Raw genomic sequence first — 25,622 nt, 5'->3', positions numbered from 1 at the left:
ATAGACAAAGATTGTCGACTCACTTTAAGGAGTTTCTAGTGCGATTTACTTCGTCAATTCGCTATCGCTCGTGTCTCCCTTCGCTCGAAATGACAAGCTTGTGTCAATTCTTATATTAGATGAATGCGTGCAGTTTGTCATTTCGACCGAAGGGAGAAATCACACGCGTATATCGACAAAGATTGATGATTTGTATTGCGGAGTTTCTTGTGTGATTTCTCCCTTCGGTCGAAATGACAAACTAAACGTCATATAAAAATCTCCAATTATAAAATAGTAAGACAAGTAAACTGCATTTTAGCTCTCGGAGTAATGCGACAACACAAACCCTCCAAATCGGACTTTTAAATTTTGAAGATAATTATTATTGGCTCAATGAATTGGCGGAGATTTTGAATCCTTATTTGAGTGAGGAGTAAGGTTTATAAAATGGATAAAACCTCGATTTTTTAAGATCGAGGTTTTATCTATTATAGATAGAGTTTATTTACTATCAACTATCAATTCATTCTGTAGCCATTGAGTCTACACTTACAGCCATAGTATCAACTGCTTCTGAACTATTTTCATAGCTGTTATTTCATCATTATTAAATGCTTTATTTACTTTTTCAGAAAGAAAAACATTTCCAAATAGACCGTATCCAATACTTTTGCTTTTACCTTGCCACGTAATTTTAGTAATTGAAAATAGTACATAATTGTCTCTTGTTACAGAATTCTCAATTAACTTTTCTGCCAAAGAACTTCCAAACAAAATTCCTAATTTTTCCATATCAGACCCATTTTCTGAGATAGAATTCTGAACAACTTGATTTATTACTGATTTTACAGCTTGTTTATGTTCATCGCTACTTGGGTTAGTTAAAACTGCAGCCAAAATTATAACAGCAAAAACTATAAGTATAATATTCGATTTTTTCATAATATTTTTATTTGGTTTTCATTTTCAAGTAAATAAGACTTCCATTTTTCTGGAAGTCTTAAAATAAACAATAAGCTGTTAAGCATGTCGGATTAACTTCCATGTTACAGCTTTGTTGTTGTAAGGAGGAAATTGATTACCTTTTGCTAAAGGGATAGTTGTTGATGGAGAAGATTGTGCTTCCCACACTCCTGATTCAGGACATGTTTCACCGGTTTTGCCAGTCGTTCCTAATGGTAATGCCATAATTTAAACAATTAAGGGTTAATAATTAGTAAACTTAAAACCAATCATTATCTAATTATTACGGAAAACCTTCTTTTAGTTATTTTTATATAATAATTTAATTTTTACTTAGATTGATTTCCATTTTCTGTTCACGAGCGAGACGCTCACAATAGCCGATACTGTTCACAATGTGATAAAGAAAAGTGTAGTATTGTTTTTATTCGTTATTTAGTCTTGCTAAAATCTCTGGAATTTCTTCATAGTCTTCATACCAAATTACATTTACACTTAGCTCTTTCATTATTTCTTCATTTAACTTATGATGTCGCTTTAGAAATAATTCGGCGCTTTCTAAATTTTCTAATTTTTGTATTTTGTTTTTAATTTTTATACCATTATCATCTTTATCATCAATTGTATCATAGATAAATTTATCTTTAGAAAGGCGGTTCATAAAAACAAAGTGACGATTCAATTCTGAGTTTTTAGCAGAAATATCAAGTAGTCTTCTAAGATTTGGATCAGTCATAGACAAACCAATCATTAAGCAATTATTTTCCTTTAGATTATATAACTGTATTAAATTTGACCAATGGTATGGATCAGAATAAATATGGTGATAACCTTCCTCAGAGAAAACTAATGTTGTTTTATCTAATGACGCATATAAACTACGATCTTCTGGTAAAAATCCATGCACATGGTAAATTGGTAATTCATCAGAACTTGGATTTTCATTATCAGTATATATACTATGATGTTTGATAGATTTCTGACTCAAATTTTTTTCTAGTAAGTCATCAAAGTTATATGTTACGACTGATCTAATGCGAGCACCATTTTGTCGTGGCATACAAATATTTGTTATAGAAGTAAGTAGTGTTGAGTTCTCCTCCCTAGATTTGTCTCGTAACTCATATAAACTATTTGTAATAGTGCTTACAAATGTATCATCGTTTACTTGTTGTTTTGATAAACCTTTTCGAAGGTATCTTGCTGCCATAAGTGCGGATTGCTCATCTACTTGATTTAGTCTATCTACAATTTCAGTTATATCATCATCAGAAATGTTTTTACTTTTGTCAAATTCATTTGTTAGATAAGAAACAAATAGAGAGTTTAATAATTTATTCCAATTAGGCATTCCTGCACTACTTGATACCCCTGCACCTAAAAACAATGCAAACTGTTTATTTTTAAAAGTCTCAATAAGTGAGAGAATTATTTTTTCTCTCTCATCTTTCCAATCAATATTATCATTTTCTATAACTTGTTCTATTCTTAAAGAAAATATATTATCAACTATTTTCTTTGTTTCAGCTCGATGTTTATATGCTATACTATTGATTTCTTCTGGTCCCCAAATTACCAATTCTATATTTGGATAAAGTAATTTGAATTCAGATATATACTTATATTTTAATCTCTGATTAATTGATCTCCCATTTATAATTAGATAATATTTTGGATCTAATTCTAAAAACTCTTGAGACGGTCTAAAAAGCTTTTCAAAATATATTCTTGGCAACATTCTTCCAAAATTCAGTTTAATATCAATTATGGTTGAACCATTAAAGTCATCAAAACCTTTTGGGACAATAGCATCAATAGAAGTTGTATGACTATCACTCACATGTAGTTCCCTTTCTTGAGTTTTTAAATGGACTTTTAATAAATTTAAGATGAAAGTTTCAAAAGAATAAAAACCATTTTGACCATTAATTATTTTATATAAAATATCATCAATATACATTGTTTAGAATTTTTGTTGTTAAAATTAAAATCAAATCAATCAAAAATATAATTTTAGCAATCTCAACAACCACGTATTTTTACCTGAAATTATTAAACAAAAAAAAAAGGACAGCTCTTCAAAAAGAACTGCCCTTTTAGGCAAATTTTTAAATTTGCATTCCGAAAAATGCGTACAGTTTTTGGGTAATCTACTAGAAGAAGACTCAAACGCAGGTTATTCGTTTATTATATCGCCTTCTTTAGTTTCTTCGCTGGCAATTTTTACCAGTTTATCTTTCGGGTTTAAATCACCGAAGATTTCAATTTTATCGTCGATTTCTCTTCCTTTTTTTACATCAACTCGCGTTGCTTTGTGGTTTAGTACTTTAATTACGTATAAACCTTCGGCAGAACTTACTAAAGCCGTTTTTGGAATCACAAAAGTGCTGTCTTTCGCGTTCAATGGCAATAAAACTTCGGCTACCATTCCTGGCAATAAATCTCCTTTGGTATTATGAATATCCATTTCTACTCTTTCAGATCTTAATTTTAAATCTAAAGCGCCAGACATTCTTGTAATGGTAGCTTTAAAATTTTCTGGCAATGATTTTACATTAAAACTCATTTCGTCGCCTGTGTGCAAATATCCTGTGTACAATTCCGGAACCGAAACAGCCAAACGCAATTTATCTTGCTGCTGAATCGTTAATAAAGGCAAATCAGAACCTTTTCCGGCTGGACCTACAAATGTTCCTAAATTCACATTTCTTGCCGCTACAACACCATCAAAAGGAGCGCGAATTTCAAGATAGCCTCTCATAATCGAAACTTCTTTGTGTCCTGCAACTGCGGCTTGGTATTGCGCGTAATCAGAATTCTTTTTACCGCTTGCCATTTCTAAATCATTTTTAGAAATCGTTCCTTCTACCTTGCTTGTTTCGTACAAACGGTTGTAGGTGCTTTTGCTGGTTGCGTAAATCGCTTCCATCGATTTTAATCTCGATTCGGCTGCAGCCAATTGCGAACTTATTTCTGGCGCCTCTAAAACAATCAAAAGCTGTCCTTTTTTTACTTTTGTTCCAATATCAACTTTAAGCAATTTTACAAAACTGCTTACTTTTGCGTAAAGATCAACTTGCTGGAAACCTGTTATTTCGGCTGGCAGGCGCAATTCGGTTGTCAGTTTTTGTTTTTCTAAAAGTATCGTTTCTGTTTTAGGTTCTAACTCGGCAACAGCTTCTTCTTTTTTGTTTGAATTGCAACTGCTTAGAAAAAATAAGGATGCAAAAAATAATCCGGTTGATAATACTATTTTATTTTTCATAAATGTGAAAGTTATTTTATAAAGGTCATTTATGGTATCACCTTTTAATTTATTGGTAATTGTTTTCAACAAATTAGTTTTTAGTGGTGATTTCATTTTTCGATTTTAATGATGAGATATAATGAATGCTTTCTTCGTCCTCCGGATCTAAAGAAACCGATTGTGTTGTTGTTTTTTCCTGGGCCCAAGCGAAAATTAACGGCAAAATTAATAAAACAGTAAAAGTTGAGAATAATAATCCGCCAATAACAGCTCTTCCTAACGGAGAAACCTGATCGCCTCCTTCGCCGTGACCAATTGCCATTGGAAGCATTCCCGCAATCATCGCAACAGAAGTCATGATAATAGGACGAAGACGCAGCGCCGCGGCTTCACGTGCAGATTCTAATGCGTTTCCGTTTCGTTTTCGCAATTGCTCAGCATTCGTAACCAATAAAACCGCATTGGCAATCGAAACCCCAACCGACATGATGATTCCCATATACGACTGTAAATTTAAGGTAGAACCTGTAATAGACAACATTAATAATGCTCCTAAAACCACCGCCGGAACTGTTGTTAAAATGACCAGCGAAACTTTGAACGACTGGAAATTAGCGGCTAACATTAAGAAGATTACAAAGATGGCAACCAATAATCCGACTTGTAAACTGCTTAATGTTTCTTCCAATACTTTACTTAACCCAATTGGCGTAATAAACAAACCGCGTGGTAATTCGCCTAATGAGTTAATTGTTGCACCAACATCTTTTGTTGCCGTCCCTAAATCGGTCTGGTAAATGTTTGCTGTAACGGTAATGTATGGCATAGCCCCTAAATTGTCATTTTCACCGCTTACAAAGCCCGGTGTAATTTTTGCAACGTCGCTCAAAACAGGACGAAGCGAGTTTTTTAATACCGGAATTTCGCCAATATCTGTTTTGCTTTTCATTTTGTTCAAAGGCACTTGCACCTGAACGTTATACGATAATCCTGCTCTTTCATCTACCCAAGTATTTTTCTCTGTATAGCGAGATGATGAGGTCGAAGCAACTAACGATCTAGAAATATCATTCATATCTACGCCTAATTCGGCTGCGCGAGTTCTGTCAATATCAATATTCATTGCTGGATAGTGAATTGGCTGCCCGATTTGAACGTCTCTGAAATACGAAATCGCTTTTAGTTTGTCTACAATTTGATTTGCGTATAATTCATTTCTTCTTTTGTCTTTTCCTGCAATTCTAATTTCGATTGGAGTAGGAGAACCCTGGCTTAAAACTTTATCAGTCAATTCAATTGGTTCAAAAGAGATTTTTACATCCGGAAGCACTTTTTTAAGACGTTTTCTAAATTCATCTTTAAAATTGTCCATATCCGTATGATATTCTTTTAAGCTTACTTGAAAAACAGCTTCGTGCGAACCTGCCATGAACAAATAAATTGGGTTAATCGAGAACAAAGACGGGTGCTGACCCACGTATACAGATGAGATTCCGATATGTTCCGGCCCAACCATTTTCTTTAATTCTTTCAGAACAATAATGGCTTTTTCTTCTGTTCTTTCTAAACGTGTTCCATCGGGAGCGCGCATTCTCAGCTGAAACTGACTTGAGTTTACTTTTGGGAAAACATCTTTTCCGATGAAATTAAGAAATACTACAGCAAGAAGCGTAATTACAATTAAATAGATTAAGGCAGCTGCTCTTTTAAAAGGAAACAAACGATCCAAAGTTCTCATGAATCGGATTCTGAAACGCTCAAAAGCGCCAATTTTTCCGTTATTGTCTGTATCTATTTTTTCAACATATCCCTTTTTCTGCGTGATCAGATCTTTTTCAGATTCTGGAGTCAAACCGCATGCATTAAATTCTGCTTCATCATCTGTGATTTCTGGAGTATGTTCGTGTTTATCGTGTCCTTTCATCAGCCAGTTTGCCATAACAGGCACAAAAGTCTGAGACAGTAAAAACGAAATTACCATTGAAAAACCAATTGCCAATGCTAAAGGCAAAAACAACGCTCCAGGAATACCAACCATTGTAAAAGCGGGTGCAAACACGGCCAAAATACAAAGCAAGATTAATAATTTAGGCAACGCAATTTCCTGACAGGCATCCCAAATCGCGAGTGCTTTTGGTTTTCCCATGTCAAGATGCTGGTGAATATTTTCGATGGTTACGGTACTTTCATCCACCAAAATACCAATTGCCAAAGCCAATCCGCTTAAAGACATTAAGTTGATCGTTTGTCCGAATAATTTAAGGAATAAAACGCCAGAAATAATCGAAATCGGAATCGTTAAGATTACAATTAAAGCGGCACGTCTGTCTCCTAAAAATAATAAAACCATTAAACCGGTTAGAACGGCTCCGATAATTCCCTCTGTAACTAAACTTTTAACCGAATTAATTACATAAACCGACTGGTCAAATTCGTATGATAATTTTACATCTTCAGGAAGTGTACTCTGAATTTTAGGCAATTCGGCTTTTAATTTTTGAACCACATCCCAAGTCGAAGCATCTCCCGCTTTTGCAATACTGATATAAACTGAACGTTTTCCGTTTACCAAAGCATAACCCTGGGTAATATCGGCACCATCTTTTACAGTGGCAACATCGCCTAATTTTAAGTTTTGAACGCTCCCTTTAAACAACGGTATATTTTCAAAATCTTTAACTTCTTTAATGGTATTGTTCGTTGGCGTAATGTAGTTTACATCGCCCATTCTAACATTTCCAGAAGGCGCCGTTTGGTTGTTGATACGAATGGCTTCAACAATTTGATCTGGCGTCATATTATGCGAACGCAATAAATCTGGATCTACGTTAACCTCAATAGTTCTTGGGCTTCCGCCGAAAGGTGCTGGCGATAATAAACCTGGAATCGAAGTAAATGAAGCACGAACATAAACGTTAGCTAAATCCTGCAATTCGTTATTCGATCTGATTTTACTGCTCAACACCAATTGCCCGATTGGCAACGAAGAAGCATCAAAACGAATGATAAAAGGAGGCTGTGTTCCCGGAGGAAATGCTGCCTGAATCCTGTTCGAAAGCGAACTTAATTCGGCTGCTGCCTGCGCCATGTTTGTGTTTTCATAATAGGTTAATTTCATAATCATTAACCCTTGGATATTCTTGGTTTCAACAGATTTTACACCATTTGCAAAAGGTAAAATGTTGACATAAGTTTTAGCAAAATAAGCCTCCATTTGGTCTGGAGTGTATCCTCCAAAAGGATGCGCGATATAAATAACCGGCAAGTTCATCTTCGGAAGGATATCTACCTTAATGTCCTTGATGGCACCAATTCCGAAGAAAAATAGACCCGCAACCAATACTAATATGGAGATGGGTTTGCGGAGTGCGAAACGTATTAAATTCATTAGGCTCTATAATTAAAATTCATTTATAAATAAGTCAAAATTGCCGGTTGCGGCTACCTTAAGCAAAAACGACTGCCATACATTGTTGTTGACAATATCACGGTCAATTTCCGCACGATTTAATGTGTAAATTGTTTGTGTTAAATCGGTTAAATCCGTTAATCCGTTTTTGTATAAAGTTGATTTTTGCAAATATGCTCTTTTCGCTGCATCAACCTGAATTGGCGCTTCGGCATAATTGTCAAGTGTGATGTTGATTTTATCATCAGCCAAGGCTAATTGTGACTTTAATTCTCTGTCAACCTGATTGTATTCTTCCTGAAGACCTTGCGAAACAAATTTCTGAGCGCTGACTTGTTTGCTCATTCTAAATGGAGTTGTTAAATTCCAGCTGATTCCAATTCCAACCAAATAATTGGTACGATCCGGGTTCACGCCGTCCCAGTAATTTCTGCTGAAAGCGGTCTGATCGGTTATATAATCCGATTGAAAACCTGATGCTCTTGTCTGCAAAACACCAAAAGCACTCATTGTAGGGTAATAAAAACGCTTGTATAATTTAACTTGCTGATTGCTGTAGTCAATCTTCGTTTTATAATATTGAAGAAGTGGATGCAGACTGTCTGTAGAAGCAGTTGCTTTTAAAACCTCTTTCGGAATCTGATTTACAAAAAGGGTATCGGTAACAAAATCCTGAGGAGCAACACCCATTAGATCGACTAATTTGTGGTTTTGTTCTTTAACAAAGTTGCGAGCCAGGTTTAAAGCAATTTTAGCTTTAGAAACTTCTGCAGTTGCCAAAGTCGAATCAACTCCAGCCAATAATCCGTTTTTAACTCGCGCAACAGCTGTCTTTTTGAAAACTTCTGCACGGCTTAAATTCTTTTGCTGTGAAATCAATAATCTTTGGCTTGCCAATAAATTTAAGTACGCTGCTGAAATTTTAATTTCCTGCTGGAACATTTCCTGCCTTAAATCTTTTTCTTTGGCCTGAACATCCATTTTAGCCAAATTGATTTTCTCCTGAATTTTTCCGAAGGTGAAAAAATCCCAGTTCATGTTGACTAAATACAAAGCCCCAAAAGCTGAGTTCCAGTTTTGGTCTGGTAAGGCAGGTCCGGAAGAAGCAGTTCCTAAACCATTAAATCCGTATAAAGCACCATTTTGTCCGTTGATGGTTCCATAATCCTGCTGAGCAGATAAATTTAGATTAGGAAGATAATCACGGCGAGATTGTTTTAGAGTCTCTTTTGAGGCGCTGGTGTAATTGGTTTTTGCTTTGATTGAACCGTAGTTTTCAAGACCTGTTTTTATAGCTTCTTTTAAAGACAAGTTTTGAGAATAACCAATGGAGGCAAAAATCAAGAAAAATAATAAAGTAATTTTTTTGAAATACATAAAACTCAAAGTGTGAAATTATCTAACAAAATTATTTCTCTTGCTCCGATTTTAGCCTTGATAAATGATGTACTGCGATAATAAATGACCAATTCAATTTGTCATTTATTGGGAATAAAAATTAAAAATTTATGGTTAATTTGTAAACTATTTAAGTTTTAAAAATGAATAAAAAGTTTGATAACATATTGGATAACAAATGGTGGCAGGAAATTGCTGTTGTTGGTTTTTCCTTTACCATATATACGCTGAAAAATGATTGGATGCTGTTCAGTTCAGCAGCTTCCATCTTAATGGGCATTTTTTTCTATTTTATTTTATACATGCATGCCCAATTTAATCGTTTTTTTCTGCTTCCTATATTATTTAAAACACAGCGCCCAGTAACATACATCTTTTTAACTCTTTTTGGAGTATTCGTATTTTCGGTCATTTTATATGAAATTACAATGCTCGATATGTTCAGCAGTTTTCGTTTGTATCAAAACTCGCATCAACGAAGTTATGTATACCAATTGGCAAGTGTTTTAGGAACATTGGTTTGTATTTTAAGTCCGATTATCGTTTTTAAATTCTACCGAATTCATAGAAAACGCACTGACGAAGCCCTGCTTTTCAATGAAATGCAATTGAATTCTTTAAAAGGACAATTGAATCCGCATTTTCTATTCAATACTTTCAATACGCTCTACGGAATCAGTTTAGAATTCCCGGACAGAACACCAGATTTGATTATGAAAGTTTCGCAATTGATGCGTTATCAATTGGAAAGCAATAACAAACAATGTGTATCTTTAGAAGACGAACTAGAATTTATAAACAGTTATGTGCAGCTTGAAAAAGAGCGAGTGGGTTACCGCTGTGAAATAACATACGACTGTAAAATTGACAACGAAAATGCATATAAAGTGTCACCGATGCTGTTGATCGCATTTATTGAAAATGCTTTTAAACACGGAACCTGTGCCATCGAAAAATGTTTTGTCCGCATTTTTATTACAGTAGAAAACGGTTTATTGCATTTACATCTTGTAAATTCAATTCCGAAGAAAAAAGCCGATGTGATTTCGACTAAAATTGGTTTGAAAAATACAATTGAACGTTTGAATTTGATTTACGGAAAAGACTATAAATTAAATATTCAAGACGATAAAAATACATACATCGTAGATTTGAAATTACAATTGAAAAAGTTTGTAGAATGAAAGAACCAAAAAAATGTATAATTGTAGATGATGAGCCGGCAGCACATTACGTGCTGGCGAATTACATCAAGCAAAATCCGCAATTAGAATTGGTTTTTCAGGGTTATAATGGTATTGAAGCAATGGATTATCTTCGTGAAAACCATGTCGATTTGATGTTTTTGGATATTAATATGCCAGAAATCTCTGGAATGGAATTATTAAAGATTATTCCGAATCATCCTAAAACCATTTTAACGACGGCTTATTCTGAGTTTGCACTCGAAAGCTACGATTATGGTGTTATTGATTATTTGCTGAAGCCTATTTATTTTCCAAGATTCTTAAAAGCTATTGATCGCTTTTTTTCGACAGAAAATGTAAAAATTAAAGAAGATGAAATAATTGTAAATACGGTAAGTGTAAAAGTCGACGGTTATTTTATGGATATTGAGTTGGAACAGCTTTTGTTTGCACAGAGTTTTGGCAACTACGTCAAATTGCATACTATAAAAAGAACGTATCTGGCTTCTATAACAACCAGCGAATTAGAGAAATGCCTTCCGGAGAAAAGCTTTATGCGAATTCATAAATCGTATATCGTGGCGCTCGACAAAATAGAAGTGACAGAAAAAGATTTTGTTGTCATTAAAAACGAAAAACTACCAATTGGCATAACTTATAAGAGGGAATTGCTGGATAGGGTTAAGAAGGAGTTGTGAATTGTGAATTGTGAATTGTGAGTTGTGAGTTGTGAATTTTGAGTTGTGAGTTGTGAGTTGTGAGTTATGAGTTATGAATTGTGAGTGTGATCACTGAGACTGATCACTGAGGCTGAACACTGAGACTGAATACTGAGACAAAAAACATTTTCAAAAAATTCATTTATTCTTCATTTTAAAGTAGTAATTTTAATACGTTATTTTGAAGTTGTTAATTTAAAAATGATGAATTATGAAAAATTTTTTACTTGTTTTTCTCTTTTTATACAGCAGTTTGATAATCGGTCAAAACGGAGTTTCTCCTGAAAAAATAACGCCACCTGAAAAAGTGCTGTTTACTTTTCAGAAAGAATATCCAAATAAAATACCGCTTTGGTCGGTAGAATATGTTGGAGATGATAATGATGAAATTCGGTATGAGGCCAAATTTAAAACAGATACAAATGCCGAAGCGCTGGCTGTTTATGATAGTTTGGGAGTTTTAAAAGCATTTGAATTACAGATTCTGTTAAGCCAATTGCCTGCAAGAGCGCAAACTTATTTAAAGAAAAATTATCCGGCCAATGCCATTCGAGAAATTGCTGTGGTCGTCGATTATAAAAACGAAACAACTTATGAAGTTGGAGTAGAAAAAAGTTCTAAATTTTATGACGTCGTATTCGATAAAAACGGAGGTTTCGATGTCATAATTGAGAAAAATTAAAGAGAATATTGCTTACTAATTCAATATGGTTAAATGCCAAACCCGGCAAGTTTTTAAAACTTGCCGGGTTTATTTTTATCCTTAGTTATTTGATAATTATAACATCATTCCGCCAGAAACTTCAATTCGCTGTGCGTTTACCCAGCGCGCTTCTTCAGAACATAAAAAAGCAACCACACCGCCAATATCATCTGGCAAACCAACTCTTCCTAAAGCAGTAACCGATGCAATCTGCTGATTCATTTGCTCATTATCGCGAACGACACCTCCGCCAAAATCAGTTTCTATTGCACCTGGAGCCACTACATTTGCTCTGATTTTTCTTGCGCCTAATTCTTTTGCCTGATATTTTGTCAAAGTTTCAATCGCACCTTTCATCGAAGCATAAGCGGCATAACCTGGGAAAGAAAATCTCGCTAAACCGGTAGAAATATTTACAATTCCGCCTCCGTCATTCATTACATTCAACGCTTTTTGAGTCAAGAAAAACGGACCTTTAAACTGAATATTAGTCAATTGATCAAATTCAGCTTCTGTTGTTCCGATGAATGAATTGTGAATTCCGATTCCGGCATTGTTTACCAAAAAGTCGAATTTATCCGTCTTAAAAGTGTTTTTTAAAGTTGAAGAAATACTTTCAAAAAAAGTATCAAAAGTACTTGACTCCGCTACATTTAATTGAAGTGATGCCGCTTTTTGACCTAAGCTTTCGATTTCTTTTACAACCAAATCAGCTTCTTCTTTTTTGCTGTTATAAGTTATAATTACATCAATTCCTTTTTTTGCAATCGCAATTGCCATATTTTTTCCTAAACCTCTGCTACCGCCTGTAACTAGAGCTATTTTTGTATTTACTGCCATTTGTATTTTGTTATATAATTAAAAATTCAAAATCTGCCAGATCTGATAAATCTGCGAGAGAAAAATTTAAACACATAGAAACATAGATTTTATTTTAATTTGTAAAGAATAAAAAAAGAAACTAGTTTCTAACACATAGCTGTTTAACTGCATTGCTATGCTTGTTTAAATAAATGAAATGCCTTTTAACGGTTTACAATATCTATGTTTATATGTGTTCAAATTTTAAGTTAACTTATAAGTTAGAATGCAAAGCCTCAAATGAAGCCTTTAATTCCGGAACACTTGCATTTAATCTGATTTGACTTGTGCCAAAAGTAAGTTCTGTTCTTCCTTCTTTTAATTGTTCAAAAATAGAAACAATGAAATCGCTTACACTCGGATGCGCGTCATGCAAGCCAACACCGCCAAGATCTGTATTAAGTGCAGGCGGAATAATTTCAATTACTTCAATTTTTTTTGCTTTTAATAAATGACGAAGTGAAATCGTAAACGAACGGAAAAATGCTTTTGTAGCAGAATAAACCGGAACTTTTGCAAAAGGCGAAAAAGCCAATCCAGAAGTTACATTCATTACCGTTGTCAAAGATTTCAACTCAATAAATAAAGAAGTTAAATGAAGCGGTGCTTCGATATTTGTTGCCAGTTCAGCTTTCATACTTTCGTAGAAATCAGCATCTGTAACAGAAACCCATTTTTGAATTCCGGCATTATTGATTAAAATATTTAAATCTGGATGATTTTCCTGAATCCATTTGTAAAGTGCAATGCGGTCTTCTTCTAAAGATAAGTCGCATACTTTTGTAATGACAGATGGAAATTTTGTCTTTACTTCATTTAAAACAGATTCTCTTCGTCCGCAAATAATTACAGTATTATTTTCTTGAAGAAATCTTTCAGTAAGTCCAAGTCCGATACCGCTGGCACCGCCTGTTATTAAAATTTTGTTGTTTGATAAATTCATCTTTTCGATCTTTTAAATTGATAAGACAAAGGTAGGAGTGAAGCAGCGTTGGGGAATTGTAAATATCAAACCGATGTTTGCAAAATTCAAATCAGAGAAAAGAAAAATTAAGAATTTTAAAATCTAAAAAAATCATCAATCTACAATCTAAAAGCCAAAGGTGTTATAGAAGTTTGTTTTTTAAAAAAATTTGAAAAGTGAGCCAGTTCTTCAAAACCTAGTGAATATGCGATCTCAGAGATATTCCAATCCGTTTGTTTTAGAAGAATTTTTGCTTCATTTGTTAATCTGCTGCTGATTAATTCAGTTGTGGTTTTTCCGGTGTTTTCTTTTAAAACCTTATTTAAGTGATTGACATGAACCGATAATCTTGATGCAAAATCTTTGGCTGTTCGAAGTTCTAATCGCTGGTTTGGCGATTCTATAGGAAATTGTCTTTCTAATAATTCAGCAAACAAAGACGAAACTCTTGCAGCAGAATTATGTTTAGAATAAAGCGCTGTTATAGGCTGTAATTTTTGTCCAAAGTGAATCAGTTCAGCAACATAATTTCGAATCAAATCGTATTTATAGATGTAATCAGAATTGATTTCTTTTTGTATTTTATTGAAAATCAATGCAACCTCTTCAACTTCTTCATCTGTAAGCTGAAAAATCGGATAACCGTCTGAAGCAAAAATAGGCAGTTCGTCGAGATCGATGCCACTTTTGTTTTTAGATAAAAATTCACTTGTAAAAACACAAAATTGCCCGGATTGATTCGTGTCTTGCGGTAAATAATTGTACGGAATTTTTGGAGTAGCAAATAATAATCCTTGCTTTTCTATGTCGATTATTTTATCGGCATATTCAGCTCGATTTTTCCCTCTAATTAAACTGATTTTATAGTAAGCGCGTCTGTCATAAGGCATTACTGATTTTCCTTGAAGTCGTTCTAAAAGTTCTTTAATATCAAAAACATTAAAATGACCAATTTCTTTTTGAATGTCATTGGGCAATAATGAACTTGGTTCGATTGTAGAGCCTTCCGTAATATCTTGGTAAAATGAATCTAGAGATTTCATATAGTTATGAATTGTAAAATTCAAATATACGAAAAAAAGTTTATGAAGTTTTGCTGCGAAGTTACTAAGACGCAAAGCTTATCTTGTGGTATTTATAATTAGTTTATAAAGATGCAAAGTTTTTTTTTCGTTTTATGGTACTTTTCGTTCCTTAAAATCTTAGGAATTATTAAAAAAAACTTTATGTCTTAGTGCCTTTGTAGTAAATGATTAAAACAAACTTCCCTGAACAAACTCAGGCTGCGGATTGCTTCCAAAAGGGAAAGTTTTAATTACGAAAAACTGTTTTTTAATTGGATCAAGTTCCCTCAACACAATTTCTTTGCATAAAAAATCTATTTCAGTTGTGGTAAAAAGTTCTGACGCTATTCTGAGATTTTCGGGCGTTAATTTTCTGCCGATTGACATATGAGGATCTTCGCTTTTTTTAAGTTTTAAAGGCTTCAAAATTTCTTGAACCTTTTTCATAATGGGTTTAAGATTTACTTTTGATTTTTCATTTGGTGCAATATAAAACGCACCGCTTTCGTAGGATCCGAAGTGATCGAAATACACTTGAGATGGTAAAAAAGTATCACAAATTTTGAGAAGTTTCTGTTTGAATTTATCGATTTGAGAATCGTCAATTGTGAATTCGCAAATCGTAATATGCGCGGTTGAATTACAGCTGCTGTACCAATCAATTTTGATTTTTAAATAATCTTTCATTGTTTTGACAGCATCAATAACTTCTTGCGAAGGATAAATAGCAACTGAATATTTCTTTTCCATTTTATTAGAAGTTATATACCTAAATTTTTCCTTTCAGATACAGTCGGTGTTGTATTTCTGATTTTAGTAAACCGCTTCCGCCACCAAAATGCTCAATTACTTCGACATCGGGCTGTTGTTTTAAGCAAAAAGAAGTAAATTCTTTTTCGACATGATCTTCGATTCCGGAACTCAATAGAACAATGTCGATTTCGTTGTTTAGAAAATATTCTTGAGCCTCCTTTTCGTCATTAAAACCAACTGCATTCCAGTTTTCGTAAGCATTTACCAGTCTTAGTAAGATCTCTAAAATTGGTTCGTTTTTTCCGAGTATTAAGAATTCAAATATTTTCATAATCAGTTTTTTTAAGCTTCTTAGTTTCTATCCCGAAGCATCGGGACTGAGTTGCTAAGTTTATATAACTTGTAATTTCTTTAGCAAATTTATCAGTTAAAAATTAGTTTCAACTTAATCTAGGACAAGAAAAAATTCTATATCTATTTCGGTTTAACTTTCAGTTATTAATTGAACTTTTAATTGATGAAACAAATTTATGTCTTAAAGAAGTATTTTCAACTTAATCTAGGACAAGAAAAAGCAACTAAGTTTTTCATTCCCAAGTCTCGGGAAAGAATCGTAACAGTTTATCGACTTGGTAACTAAAAAAATATTTTACTAAAATGAGGAAACCCGTAATGATTTCTCTAAACAGGCTTGTAGATTTGTGCTGTAGAAGTCGATATTTAAGATGTTTTTGCCTTTTTAATCATCATTAAAGACTTCTATTAGATTACTGTTTTTGGAGAAACAATCTAGTTAATGAAATTTGCCACTTTCATAAGATCGTGGGTTATTGTATAAATTTGCAAGCATACAATAAGATCTAATTTTTATCGGGTTTTTAGATTTGATTACACGTTAATCAAATTTAAAAACCCTTTTTTTATTATAAATGTACGGTTTAATATCCATGACTTTTAAGCCATTCTTCGCAGTCTTTTGTCCAGTTTTTACTCGTGTCTTTTACGCCTAAGCCAAAACCATGACCGCCGTTTTCATATAAATGCAGTTCAGATGTAACTCCGTTTTTCTTTAATGCCAGATAATAATAAATACTATTTTCTGGAATAACAGCTCCGTCATCTGTGGCATGAACCAAGAAAGTTGGAGGTGTCTGTGGTGTAACTTTTTTTTCATTTGAAAATGAATCAATTAAATCCTGTGATGGATTATTGCCTAATAAACTGGTTTGAGAGCCTTTGTGTGTTACTTCGTTTTGCATCGAAATTACAGGATAAATCAGAAGTGAAAAATCAGGGCGCGCACTAATTTTTGAAGCCGATTCATATGTTTTATCATCGTAATGCGTTGCCAGTGTCGATGCCAAATGTCCGCCAGCAGAAAACCCTATTGTTCCAATTTTATTGGTGTCGATATTCCATTTTGCAGCATTTTCTCTCACATATCTTACTGCTTCCTGAGCATCTTGAAGCGGGCCGATATTTTTATTTTTCATAATCAGATCGCTTGGCAAACGGTATTTTAGTACAAATGCCGTAATTCCTAAACTGTTAAGCCAATTTGCAACTTTTGTTCCTTCCTTATCAATAGCAAGATGTGAATATCCTCCGCCGGGGAAAATAATTACCGCTGTTTGATTTGGCTTAACTGCTGTAGGAACAAAAATGCTTAAAGTTGGAATTGAAACCAGACTTGTACTTTGAACCAGTCCGTCCTTGATTATTTCTTTTTCTTTATAATCCGGAGCTTTGATTTCATCTGGGATTTTATTCCATAGAGGAACTATCTGATTCTGTGCCTGCGTCAGATTGCTTATTGCTAAAAATAGAACTAATAATTTAAAAGGTTTTACTAAGTGTATTTTAAATTTTTTCAATTTCAAAAAGGATTAAGGTTACTATAATAGTATAAAGCCAAAATTAAATTTTTTGTATGAATTCTTAGTTTTGGACTGATTATAAAAGATCTTTTTATTTAAAAATTCAGTAGGGCTTGGGTACTGGTTATTTCAGGACGATTTTACCCCCTAAAAAGGACAAAATTCATATGTCGTCTTTTAACAAATATATTGTTTAATATGTAATTTTGTATTATTTTTTTTATGTGATATGTTTATTTAATTGTGTAAAATAATTTTTTATACAATTTATTTGGAATATAAAGATTAAAAACTATATTTGTGCAATCGATTACATTATTTGATTTTGATATGTTTAACTCGTTGATTTTAAGTGTTTATAAATTGGAGTTGAAGAGCAAAATTAAATAACCAAAAGATTATAAATTTTACACTATCTACCATGAACCAAAAAAATACCGCTGCAATGAGCCAGACCAATAAATCTATAGGAAAGTATCGTTGGAGTATATGTGCACTGCTTTTTTTTGCAACTACAATTAACTACCTCGACAGACAAGTACTTTCATTGACATGGAGTGATTTTATTGCACCTGAATTTCATTGGACAAATAACGATTACGGAAATATTACAGCTTTATTTTCTATTTTTTATGCTGTTTCATTATTGTTTGCCGGACGATTTGTGGATTGGATGGATACCAAAAAAGGATTTCTGTGGGCCATCGGGATTTGGTCTATAGGAGCTTGTCTCCATGCTTTTTGCGGTATTGCAACTGCTGGAATAATTACAGGAAACTGGTTTGTTGGTTTTGAAGGAGCAAAAGAAGCAATTCGCACTGTCAATGATACTGGAATGGTTATTAATGTCAGTGTTACGCTCTTTATTTTTGCACGTTTTGTTTTGGCAATAGGCGAGGCAGGAAACTTTCCGGCAGCAATTAAAACAACTGCAGAATATTTTCCAAAAAAAGACAGAGCATTTTCTACCAGTATTTTTAATGCCGGAGCAACAGTTGGAGCTTTGGCAGCACCAATTTCTATTCCGTTTATTGCAAAATCTTTTGGATGGGAAATGGCTTTCATTATTATTGGCGCACTAGGTTTTGTCTGGATGGGATTTTGGGTTTTTATGTATGATAAACCAGAAAAACATAAAAGAGTTAATGCTGCAGAATTAGAATATATTCAGCAAGATGATATTGCTGATGCTAAAATAATTGGTTACGTGCCTGAAACTTCAACAAAAGTATCTTTTGCAGAATGTTTTAAATACAAACAAACGTGGGCTTTTGCCTTTGGAAAATTTATGACAGACGGTGTTTGGTGGTTCTTTTTATTCTGGACTCCAGCTTATTTAAGTTCTGTATACGGAATGGATTCTACACAAGCTGCCTTGCCGCTGTTTGTACTTTATATGATTACCTTATTGTCAATTATTGGCGGATGGCTGCCCACTTATTTTGTAGAGAAAAAAGGAATGAACCCGTACGAAGGCAGAATGAGAGCGATGTTGATTTTTGCATTCTTTCCATTGCTTGCTTTAGTAGCTCAGCCTTTAGGATATATCAGCTACTGGGTACCGGTAATTATTATTGGTATTGCAGGAGCAGCACACCAATCTTGGTCGGCTAATATTTTTACGACAGTTGGCGATATGTTTCCTAAAAAAGCAATTGCCACAGTTACAGGAATTGGAGGTTTAGCAGGAGGTTTAGGGTCAACTCTAATTAATAAAGGATCAGGACTTTTATTTGATTTTACGCAAAGGAACTGGAGTTTGATAAACGGACAATCTTTATTAGAGAAGTATCCTCAATTTTTGAATCCAGAAACAGAAAAGATATTTTTAAAAGAAAAAGGTGTTGGTAATTTAGGTGATTTCTTAAAATTATTATCAGAATCCGGAGATACTGTTGTAAATGGTATTAACTCAGGTTATATGATTATTTTCTCAATCTGTGCAGTTTGTTACTTAATTGGATGGGTGGTAATGAAAACTTTAGTTCCTAAATATAGACCTATTACTGATTTGCGATAAATCTAAACCAACTAACTAACCAACTCAAAATTATGAATCAAGCTAATGCAGAAATAGGAAAATACCGCTGGACTATTTGTAGTTTAGTTTTTTTTGCAACAACTGTTAATTATCTGGATAGAAATGTAATAAGTTACCTGCGTCCTTTTTTGGCAGAAGCTTTTCACTGGACACCAGAACAGGAAGTTATAGATTATTCAAATATTGAGCTTGCTTTCAAAATTGCTTACGCAATGGGAATGTTGGTTGCTGGAGGTATTATAGATAAACTAGGAACCAAATTAGGATATGCGATTGCAACTGGCTTATGGAGTTTGGCTGCAATTGGTCATGCACTTGCAACAGGAACAGGAGGTTTTTTAATTGCCCGTGTATTTTTAGGAATTACAGAAGCAGGAAATTTTCCTGCAGCGATAAAAGCTACAGCAGAATGGTTTCCGCAGAAAGAGAGAGCTTTGGCAACAGGAATTTTTAATTCAGGAAGTAATATTGGTGCTATCATTGTGCCGCTTACTGTGCCGCATATTGCTGCAAATTATGGATGGCAATGGGCTTTTATTTTAACTGGAATTGTTGGTTTTGTATGGCTCGGATTATGGTTTCTTTTATACGAAGTACCTGAAAAACAAAAACGTTTGTCACAAGCTGAATTAGAATATATTAATTCAGATAAAACAGTAATAGTTGAAACAGAAGATACAGAAAAGGTTTCGTGGATGAAATTGCTTTCTTTTCGCCAGACTTGGGCTTTTGCCATCGGAAAATTATTGACAGATCCGGTTTGGTGGTTTTATTTGTTCTGGCTTCCAGATTTTTTAATGAAACAATACAAGCTTTCATCTACAGAAATTATTTGGCCTTGTGCTTTGGTTTATATGATTGGAAGCGTTGGAAGTATTGGCGGTGGCTGGCTTCCATTAAAATTAATTAATAACAACTGGCCAGCTTATAAAGCGCGAAAAACGAGTATGTTATTGTATGCATTTGCAGTTTTGCCAGTATTGTTCTCTCAGTATTTGGGAGCTATAAATATGTGGCTTGCAATTTTGGTTATTGGTCTGGCAGTTTCTGCTCATCAGGCCTGGAGTGCTAATATTTTTACAACAGTTTCTGACATGTTTCCTAAACAAGCAACAGCTTCTGTAACAGGAATTGGAGGTATGTTTGGAGCGCTTGGAGGAATTTTACTGACTTTAGTAGTTCAGAAAAATATGTTTGTTTATTACACCAAACTTGGAAAAATAGAAACCGGATATTTTATTATGTTTTGCATTTGCGGTGCATCTTATTTATTGGCTTGGCTGATAATGCACATTTTAGTTCCGAGAATGAAAAAGGTAGAATTGTAAATTTTACTTAAAAACAGAATAAATTTTGGTTGGAATTATGGTTTTTAAAGATAAAAATATACTTTTGTGCAATCGATTACATTTTAAAAATTTATTATGACAAAATATAGTTCAAGATACGCGTCTAGCCCTGAAGCAGTAAAAAAATATGATACTCAAGAATTAAGAAACGAATTCTTAATTGATGACTTAATGCAGGAAAACGAAATTGTTTTAACGTACTCGCATTATGATCGTTATATCGCTGGTTCAGCAGTTCCTGTAAGTGATTTAAAACTGGAAAGTATTGATCCGCTTAAGGCAAGCTATTTTTTAGAAAGAAGAGAAATAGGGATTATAAATGTTGGAGGAAGCGGTTCTGTACTTGTAGAAGGAACTTCTTTTCCGTTAGGTTTTAAAGATGCACTTTATATTGGAAAAGGTAATAAAGAAGTAATTTTTAAAAGCGATGACAGCAAAAATCCTGCTAAATTTTATATTAATTCTGCTCCGGCTCATACTTCTTATCCAACGGTAAAAGTTAGTTTGGCAGAAGCAAATAAATTAGAATTAGGTAAGATGGAAACCGCAAATCACCGTACAGTTAATCAAATGATTATTGGAAGTGTGGTAACAACTTGCCAATTGCAGATGGGAATGACTGAATTACGTCCAGGAAGTGTCTGGAATACCATGCCAGCACACGTACACGATCGTAGAATGGAAGTTTATTTTTACTTAGATATTCCAGAAAATCAGGCAGTGTGCCATTTTATGGGACAGCCGCAAGAAACAAGACATATCTGGATGAACAATCATCAAGCGGTTATTTCTCCGCCATGGTCTATTCACTCAGGTTCAGGAACCAGTAATTACACTTTTATCTGGGGAATGGCAGGAGAGAATTTAGATTACGGAGATATGGATGTTTGCAAAATAACCGAACTAAGATAATAATTATGACAAACTCATTATTTGATATAAAAGGGAAAGTTGCCTTGATTACAGGAAGTACACACGGACTTGGAATGGCAATGGCAAAAGGCTTAGGACAAGCTGGTGCTACAATTGTGGTGAACGGAAATTCATCACAGCAAAAAATTGATGATGCTGTAAAAGAACTTCAAAATGAAGGTATAAATGCAGTTGGGTATAAATTTAATGTAACTGATGAACAGGAAGTTAAAACTGCTGTTCAGAAAATAGAAAGTGAAGTCGGACCCATTGATATTTTGATTAATAATGCTGGAATCATCAAAAGAATTCCGCTGATTGAAATGGAAGTGTCAGATTTTAAAGAAGTTATAGATATTGATTTGGTAAGTCCGTTTATTGTTTCTAAACATGTTGCCAAAGGAATGATCGAAAGACAGCAAGGAAAAATCATTAATATCTGTTCTATGATGAGCGAATTGGGCCGAAATACAGTTGGTGCTTACGCTGCTGCAAAAGGCGGTTTAAAAATGCTGACTAAAAATATGGCTACAGAATGGGCAAAATACAATGTTCAAATCAACGGAATCGGGCCTGGATATTTTGCAACAGAACAGACAAAACCAATCAGAGTTGACGGACATCCTTTTAATGATTTTATAATAAGCAGAACTCCTGCTGCAAAATGGGGTGATCCAAGCGATTTGGCAGGAGCTGCAATATTCTTGTCTTCTAAGGCAAGTGATTTTGTAAACGGTCATATTTTATATGTAGATGGCGGTATTTTGGCTACAATTGGCAAACCATCAAACGAATAATTCTCAATTATAATTAAAAGAACATGAGCTCAAATAAGACTTTCATAAACGATAATTTTTTGCTTGAAAACAAATATGCTGAAGAATTATATCATAACTATTCTAAAAATCAGCCTATAATTGATTATCACAATCACTTGTCGCCACAAAATATAGCAGATAATAAAATCTTTGATAATATCACTCAAGTTTGGATAAACGGTGATCACTACAAATGGCGTGCTATGCGTACATTAGGGATCAGCGAGCAGTTTATTACTGGAAACGGATCTGACAAAGATAAATTTTTAAACTGGGGAAAAACGGTTCCGTATACAATGCGTAACCCTTTATATCACTGGACACATTTAGAATTGGCCCGCTATTTTGATATTTATGATTTATTAAATGAAAAGTCGGCTGAGAAAATATATATAGAAACTTCTGAAAAAATAAATTCTGAAGCGTACAGCACTCAAAATTTACTTAAAAAAGTAAATGCCGAATTAGTATGTACGACAGAAGATCCAATTGATAATCTCGAACATCACCAAAAACTGGCTTCAAATCCTTTCGGAACTAAAGTCAGCACTGCGTTCAGACCCGATAAAGCCATCTTAATTTCAAATGATGGTTATAACGCATATCTGGACACGTTGGGGGATGTGTCCGGAATTGCGATTAATACGTATTCAGATTTACAATCGGCATTAAAAAAGAGAATCGAATTTTTTGCTGCAAATGGCTGTAAATTGAGTGATCACGGTTTGGATCAGATTTATTTTGAGAATTTTACTGAAAGTGAAATCAATTCAATTTTTAAAAAGAAAAGAGAAAATGGGGTTTTAACTCCTGAAGAAGCATTAAAATTTCAAAGTGCAGTTTTATTGTTCTTATCTGAAACCTATCATGAATTTGGATGGGTACAGCAATTTCACTTAGGTGCTTTAAGAAATAATAATGCGCGCATGCACAGAATTTTAGGTCCGGATACTGGCTGGGATTCTATTGGAGATTATCCGCAGGCGCAAAAATTATCTTCTTTCTTAAATGCCTTAGACAGCAAAGATAAATTGACGAAAACCATTGTTTATAACCTAAATCCAGCAGATAATGAAGTTATGGCTACAATGATTGGAAATTTCAATGACGGAAGCGTTCGCGGAAAAGTACAATTTGGTTCAGGATGGTGGTTTTTAGATCAGAAAGACGGAATGACAAAGCAATTAAATGCCCTTTCAAACATGGGATTAATCAGTTGTTTTGTTGGAATGCTGACAGATTCAAGAAGCTTTTTATCTTTTCCAAGACACGAATATTTCAGACGTATTCTTTGTAATCTTTTAGGAGATGAAATTCAAAGAGGAGAACTTCCTGCTGATATGGAATGGATTGGAAAATTGGTTGCTGATATTTCGTATAACAACGCAAAAGAATATTTCAAATTTTAAATAAGTTTTACTTTTAAGATAGTAAGAAAATTAAGTGTAGAACTTAGTATTTAAAAGAAATAAAGAGTTTTAATTTTGGCTTCAAAGCTTAATTCTCTTAATAGCTAAATGGTGGAAAAAATATTTTTTACTGGTAAAAACAATAAAAAAACATGAGTAAAGTAGTTGCATTCGGCGAAATAATGCTGCGTCTTTCAACAGAGAGACATCTTCGTTTTTCTCAGGCAAAAGAGTTTGGAGCTTCTTATGGAGGCGGTGAATTTAATGTTTGTGTTTCTTTGGCAAATTATGGCGTAAATGCTGAGTTTATTACCAGATTGCCTGAAAATGAAATTGGAGGATCTGCATTAAAAGAAATGAGAAAAATGAACGTAGAATCTAAAAATATCATTTTTGGAGGAGAACGCCTGGGAATCTATTTTCTTGAAACTGGCGCAGGAACCCGCGGGAGCAATGTAGTATACGATCGCGCGCACAGTTCGATGGCAACTATTCAAAAAGGAGATATTGACTGGGAGAAAGTGCTTGAAGGTGCAGATTGTTTTCACTGGAGCGGCATAACGCCGGCAATTTCTGAAAGTGCTGCCCAAGCTTGTTTAGAAGCTATTAAAGTGGCTCACAAACTGGGAATTACAATTTCATGCGACTTGAATTACAGATCAAAATTATGGCAATACGGCAAAAAGCCAAGCGATGTTATGCCGGAAATGCTTAAATACAGCAATGTTATTTTAGGAGATATTGATACAGCTTATTTTATGCTGGGAATTCCGAAAGTAAATCCAAATTATCAGGATGAAAAATCACTTCCGGTTTTATATGCAAAATTGTTTGATTTGATTCCGAGTTTGAAAATTGCTGCTACGACCCTGCGCTATTCTGTTAGTGCTTCTCATCAAAGAATTGGCGGTATTTTGTTCGATGGAAAAGCGATTTACAATGCAGCTGTCAAAGAAGTGACACCTGTTGTAGATAGGGTAGGAAGCGGAGATGCTTTTATGGGAGGCTTAATTTATGGCTTGACAAAATACCAAAACAATAATCAGAGAGCATTAGATTTTGCAGTTGCGGCCTGCTGTTTAAAACATACCATTGCAGGGGATTACAACTTGGCTACACTGAAAGAAGTTGAAAATATGATTGATGGTGACGGCGCTGCGTTAGTATCACGATAATACTATAAATATGGCAAAATATTCAAGAATTGAAGTTGCGCAGACAATGAAAGAAAACGGAATGGTTCCGCTGTTTTTTCATTCTGATATAGAATTAAGCAAAAAGGTTTTAAAAGCCTGCTACGATGGCGGTTCCCGTTTAATGGAGTTTACCAGCAGAGGCGACTTTGCACATGAAGTTTTTGGCGCTTTAAACAAATATGCTTTGGCAGAACTTCCGGGAATGATGTTGGGAGTCGGTTCTATTACAGATGCCGCTGCGGCTTCAGTATATATGAGTCTGGGAGCTAACTTTATTGTAACTCCGGTTTTCAGGGAAGACATTGCAATTGCCTGCAACAGACGCAAAGTATTGTGGTCACCAGGCTGCGGAACGCTTACTGAAATTGCTAGGGCCGAAGAATTAGGCTGTGAAATTGTAAAATTATTCCCCGGCGATATTTACGGTCCAGAATTTATAAAAGCGATAAAAGGCCCATGTCCGTGGACCAGCATTATGCCAACAGGAGGCGTTTTGCCAACTGCAGAAAGCTTGGCTTCATGGTTTAGTGCAGGCGCATTTTGCGTGGGTATTGGATCGCAGTTAATTTCAAAAGAAATACTTGATAATAAAGATTTTGACGGTTTAAAAAACAAAGTAAGTCAGGTTCTGGATATCATCAAAAATATTAAAAATAAATAAGGAGTAATCATACCGATTCCTTTATTTGGCTTGCAGTTTTTTTTAGAGTTTTAGATGTTGTAATTGAGCATTACGCTTGCAAAATAAATCTTGCCATTCCTCACAGCTG

The 25,622-nt window shown here is 34.3% G+C and carries 22 protein-coding genes; 10 read left to right on the top strand and 12 right to left on the bottom strand.

Annotated features, from left to right (window positions below; translation table 11 throughout):
* Positions 1–531 precede the first annotated feature (531 nt).
* From IRZ83_RS18215 to IRZ83_RS18190, 6 genes are all read right to left on the bottom strand, one after another.
* On the bottom strand, positions 532–924 hold the full coding sequence (locus tag IRZ83_RS18215; RefSeq protein ID WP_194570604.1) for a DUF4359 domain-containing protein: 393 nt from the start codon (positions 922–924) through the stop codon (positions 532–534).
* A gap of 78 nt (positions 925–1,002) precedes the next feature.
* Entirely contained in the window at positions 1,003–1,170 is a 168-nt protein-coding gene (locus IRZ83_RS18210; RefSeq protein WP_194570603.1) for a hypothetical protein, read from the bottom strand.
* 199 nt (positions 1,171–1,369) lie between these two features.
* Positions 1,370–2,905, bottom strand: a complete 1,536-nt coding sequence (locus tag IRZ83_RS18205) for an SIR2 family protein (protein WP_194570602.1) — start codon at positions 2,903–2,905, stop codon at positions 1,370–1,372.
* Between the two features lie 216 nt (positions 2,906–3,121).
* Complete coding sequence (locus tag IRZ83_RS18200) at positions 3,122–4,210, bottom strand: efflux RND transporter periplasmic adaptor subunit (RefSeq protein WP_194570666.1); 1,089 nt, start codon at positions 4,208–4,210, stop codon at positions 3,122–3,124.
* Between the two features lie 73 nt (positions 4,211–4,283).
* Positions 4,284–7,580, bottom strand: a complete 3,297-nt coding sequence (locus IRZ83_RS18195; protein WP_194570601.1) for an efflux RND transporter permease subunit — start codon at positions 7,578–7,580, stop codon at positions 4,284–4,286.
* A 12-nt stretch (positions 7,581–7,592) separates the two neighbouring features.
* Positions 7,593–8,978 (bottom strand): TolC family protein, encoded by a 1,386-nt coding sequence (locus tag IRZ83_RS18190; RefSeq protein ID WP_194570600.1) that lies wholly within the window; start codon positions 8,976–8,978, stop codon positions 7,593–7,595.
* 164 nt (positions 8,979–9,142) lie between these two features.
* Between IRZ83_RS18190 and IRZ83_RS18185 the strand changes: the two genes are divergently transcribed.
* The 3 genes from IRZ83_RS18185 to IRZ83_RS18175 all read left to right on the top strand — a co-directional run bounded on the left by IRZ83_RS18185 (position 9,143) and on the right by IRZ83_RS18175 (position 11,587).
* On the top strand, positions 9,143–10,183 hold the full coding sequence (locus IRZ83_RS18185; RefSeq protein ID WP_029273517.1) for a sensor histidine kinase: 1,041 nt from the start codon (positions 9,143–9,145) through the stop codon (positions 10,181–10,183).
* Positions 10,180–10,884: a LytR/AlgR family response regulator transcription factor gene (locus tag IRZ83_RS18180; RefSeq protein WP_029273516.1), complete on the top strand. Its 705-nt coding sequence runs from the start codon at positions 10,180–10,182 to the stop codon at positions 10,882–10,884. Before IRZ83_RS18185 ends, IRZ83_RS18180 begins: the two co-directional genes overlap by 4 nt.
* 232 nt (positions 10,885–11,116) lie before the next feature.
* The gene (locus IRZ83_RS18175; protein ID WP_194570599.1) at positions 11,117–11,587 is read left to right on the top strand and encodes a hypothetical protein; all 471 of its coding nucleotides are present in this window, start codon (positions 11,117–11,119) and stop codon (positions 11,585–11,587) included.
* A 96-nt stretch (positions 11,588–11,683) separates the two neighbouring features.
* Here IRZ83_RS18175 and IRZ83_RS18170 read toward each other — a convergent pair whose 3' ends face one another.
* The 6 genes from IRZ83_RS18170 to IRZ83_RS18145 form a co-directional block, all read right to left on the bottom strand.
* Positions 11,684–12,448 (bottom strand): SDR family oxidoreductase, encoded by a 765-nt coding sequence (locus IRZ83_RS18170; RefSeq protein WP_194570598.1) that lies wholly within the window; start codon positions 12,446–12,448, stop codon positions 11,684–11,686.
* A gap of 235 nt (positions 12,449–12,683) precedes the next feature.
* Positions 12,684–13,412, bottom strand: a complete 729-nt coding sequence (locus IRZ83_RS18165; RefSeq protein WP_194570597.1) for an SDR family oxidoreductase — start codon at positions 13,410–13,412, stop codon at positions 12,684–12,686.
* A gap of 140 nt (positions 13,413–13,552) precedes the next feature.
* Positions 13,553–14,476, bottom strand: a complete 924-nt coding sequence (locus IRZ83_RS18160) for a helix-turn-helix domain-containing protein (RefSeq protein ID WP_029273512.1) — start codon at positions 14,474–14,476, stop codon at positions 13,553–13,555.
* Between the two features lie 210 nt (positions 14,477–14,686).
* The gene (locus tag IRZ83_RS18155) at positions 14,687–15,247 is read right to left on the bottom strand and encodes a 2'-5' RNA ligase family protein (protein WP_194570596.1); all 561 of its coding nucleotides are present in this window, start codon (positions 15,245–15,247) and stop codon (positions 14,687–14,689) included.
* 19 nt (positions 15,248–15,266) lie between these two features.
* Positions 15,267–15,581, bottom strand: a complete 315-nt coding sequence (locus IRZ83_RS18150; protein ID WP_194570595.1) for a hypothetical protein — start codon at positions 15,579–15,581, stop codon at positions 15,267–15,269.
* 607 nt (positions 15,582–16,188) lie between these two features.
* Positions 16,189–17,124 (bottom strand): alpha/beta hydrolase, encoded by a 936-nt coding sequence (locus IRZ83_RS18145; RefSeq protein ID WP_194570594.1) that lies wholly within the window; start codon positions 17,122–17,124, stop codon positions 16,189–16,191.
* Positions 17,125–17,572: 448 nt separating this feature from the next.
* On the opposite strand from IRZ83_RS18145, the gene IRZ83_RS18140 reads away from it, so the two are divergent.
* The 7 genes from IRZ83_RS18140 (at position 17,573) to IRZ83_RS18110 (ending at position 25,513) form a co-directional block, all read left to right on the top strand.
* Complete coding sequence (locus IRZ83_RS18140) at positions 17,573–19,147, top strand: MFS transporter (protein ID WP_029273508.1); 1,575 nt, start codon at positions 17,573–17,575, stop codon at positions 19,145–19,147.
* Positions 19,148–19,179: 32 nt separating this feature from the next.
* Positions 19,180–20,496: an MFS transporter gene (locus IRZ83_RS18135; protein ID WP_194570592.1), complete on the top strand. Its 1,317-nt coding sequence runs from the start codon at positions 19,180–19,182 to the stop codon at positions 20,494–20,496.
* A 96-nt stretch (positions 20,497–20,592) separates the two neighbouring features.
* Positions 20,593–21,429 carry a 5-dehydro-4-deoxy-D-glucuronate isomerase gene (gene kduI, locus IRZ83_RS18130; RefSeq protein ID WP_194570591.1) on the top strand — a complete coding sequence of 279 codons (837 nt, stop codon included), beginning with the start codon at positions 20,593–20,595 and terminating at the stop codon, positions 21,427–21,429.
* Positions 21,430–21,434: 5 nt separating this feature from the next.
* A complete protein-coding gene (locus IRZ83_RS18125; protein WP_029273504.1) occupies positions 21,435–22,226 on the top strand; it encodes a gluconate 5-dehydrogenase in 792 nt (263 codons plus the stop codon).
* Positions 22,227–22,249: 23 nt separating this feature from the next.
* Positions 22,250–23,656, top strand: a complete 1,407-nt coding sequence (gene uxaC, locus IRZ83_RS18120; RefSeq protein WP_194570590.1) for a glucuronate isomerase — start codon at positions 22,250–22,252, stop codon at positions 23,654–23,656.
* Between the two features lie 152 nt (positions 23,657–23,808).
* A complete protein-coding gene (locus IRZ83_RS18115) occupies positions 23,809–24,831 on the top strand; it encodes a sugar kinase (protein WP_194570589.1) in 1,023 nt (340 codons plus the stop codon).
* Between the two features lie 10 nt (positions 24,832–24,841).
* Complete coding sequence (locus IRZ83_RS18110) at positions 24,842–25,513, top strand: bifunctional 4-hydroxy-2-oxoglutarate aldolase/2-dehydro-3-deoxy-phosphogluconate aldolase (protein WP_194570588.1); 672 nt, start codon at positions 24,842–24,844, stop codon at positions 25,511–25,513.
* The last annotated feature ends 109 nt before the right edge of the window (positions 25,514–25,622 follow it).

Origin of the sequence: Flavobacterium sp. JLP (assembly GCF_015350755.1) — a bacterium.
Taxonomy (GTDB): Bacteria; Bacteroidota; Bacteroidia; order Flavobacteriales; family Flavobacteriaceae; genus Flavobacterium.
Note: the sequence above shows the minus strand (reverse complement) of the source record. Positions and strands in the feature narration are given on the sequence as shown.

Excerpts from the sequence above, each read along its gene's own strand:
- IRZ83_RS18160 (WP_029273512.1), bottom strand. The coding sequence starts at position 14,476 with ATGAAATCTCTAGATTCATTTTACCAAGATATTACGGAAGGCTCTACA.
- IRZ83_RS18180 (WP_029273516.1), top strand. The coding sequence starts at position 10,180 with ATGAAAGAACCAAAAAAATGTATAATTGTAGATGATGAGCCGGCAGCA.
- IRZ83_RS18210 (WP_194570603.1), bottom strand. The coding sequence starts at position 1,170 with ATGGCATTACCATTAGGAACGACTGGCAAAACCGGTGAAACATGTCCT.
- kduI (WP_194570591.1), top strand. The coding sequence starts at position 20,593 with ATGACAAAATATAGTTCAAGATACGCGTCTAGCCCTGAAGCAGTAAAA.
- IRZ83_RS18150 (WP_194570595.1), bottom strand. The coding sequence starts at position 15,581 with ATGAAAATATTTGAATTCTTAATACTCGGAAAAAACGAACCAATTTTA.
- IRZ83_RS18170 (WP_194570598.1), bottom strand. The coding sequence starts at position 12,448 with ATGGCAGTAAATACAAAAATAGCTCTAGTTACAGGCGGTAGCAGAGGT.
- IRZ83_RS18140 (WP_029273508.1), top strand. The coding sequence starts at position 17,573 with ATGAGCCAGACCAATAAATCTATAGGAAAGTATCGTTGGAGTATATGT.
- IRZ83_RS18175 (WP_194570599.1), top strand. The coding sequence starts at position 11,117 with ATGAAAAATTTTTTACTTGTTTTTCTCTTTTTATACAGCAGTTTGATA.
- IRZ83_RS18215 (WP_194570604.1), bottom strand. The coding sequence starts at position 924 with ATGAAAAAATCGAATATTATACTTATAGTTTTTGCTGTTATAATTTTG.
- IRZ83_RS18195 (WP_194570601.1), bottom strand. The coding sequence starts at position 7,580 with ATGAATTTAATACGTTTCGCACTCCGCAAACCCATCTCCATATTAGTA.
- IRZ83_RS18110 (WP_194570588.1), top strand. The coding sequence starts at position 24,842 with ATGGCAAAATATTCAAGAATTGAAGTTGCGCAGACAATGAAAGAAAAC.
- IRZ83_RS18190 (WP_194570600.1), bottom strand. The coding sequence starts at position 8,978 with ATGTATTTCAAAAAAATTACTTTATTATTTTTCTTGATTTTTGCCTCC.
- IRZ83_RS18200 (WP_194570666.1), bottom strand. The coding sequence starts at position 4,210 with ATGAAAAATAAAATAGTATTATCAACCGGATTATTTTTTGCATCCTTA.
- IRZ83_RS18185 (WP_029273517.1), top strand. The coding sequence starts at position 9,143 with ATGAATAAAAAGTTTGATAACATATTGGATAACAAATGGTGGCAGGAA.
- IRZ83_RS18155 (WP_194570596.1), bottom strand. The coding sequence starts at position 15,247 with ATGGAAAAGAAATATTCAGTTGCTATTTATCCTTCGCAAGAAGTTATT.
- uxaC (WP_194570590.1), top strand. The coding sequence starts at position 22,250 with ATGAGCTCAAATAAGACTTTCATAAACGATAATTTTTTGCTTGAAAAC.
- IRZ83_RS18165 (WP_194570597.1), bottom strand. The coding sequence starts at position 13,412 with ATGAATTTATCAAACAACAAAATTTTAATAACAGGCGGTGCCAGCGGT.
- IRZ83_RS18125 (WP_029273504.1), top strand. The coding sequence starts at position 21,435 with ATGACAAACTCATTATTTGATATAAAAGGGAAAGTTGCCTTGATTACA.
- IRZ83_RS18135 (WP_194570592.1), top strand. The coding sequence starts at position 19,180 with ATGAATCAAGCTAATGCAGAAATAGGAAAATACCGCTGGACTATTTGT.
- IRZ83_RS18205 (WP_194570602.1), bottom strand. The coding sequence starts at position 2,905 with ATGTATATTGATGATATTTTATATAAAATAATTAATGGTCAAAATGGT.
- IRZ83_RS18115 (WP_194570589.1), top strand. The coding sequence starts at position 23,809 with ATGAGTAAAGTAGTTGCATTCGGCGAAATAATGCTGCGTCTTTCAACA.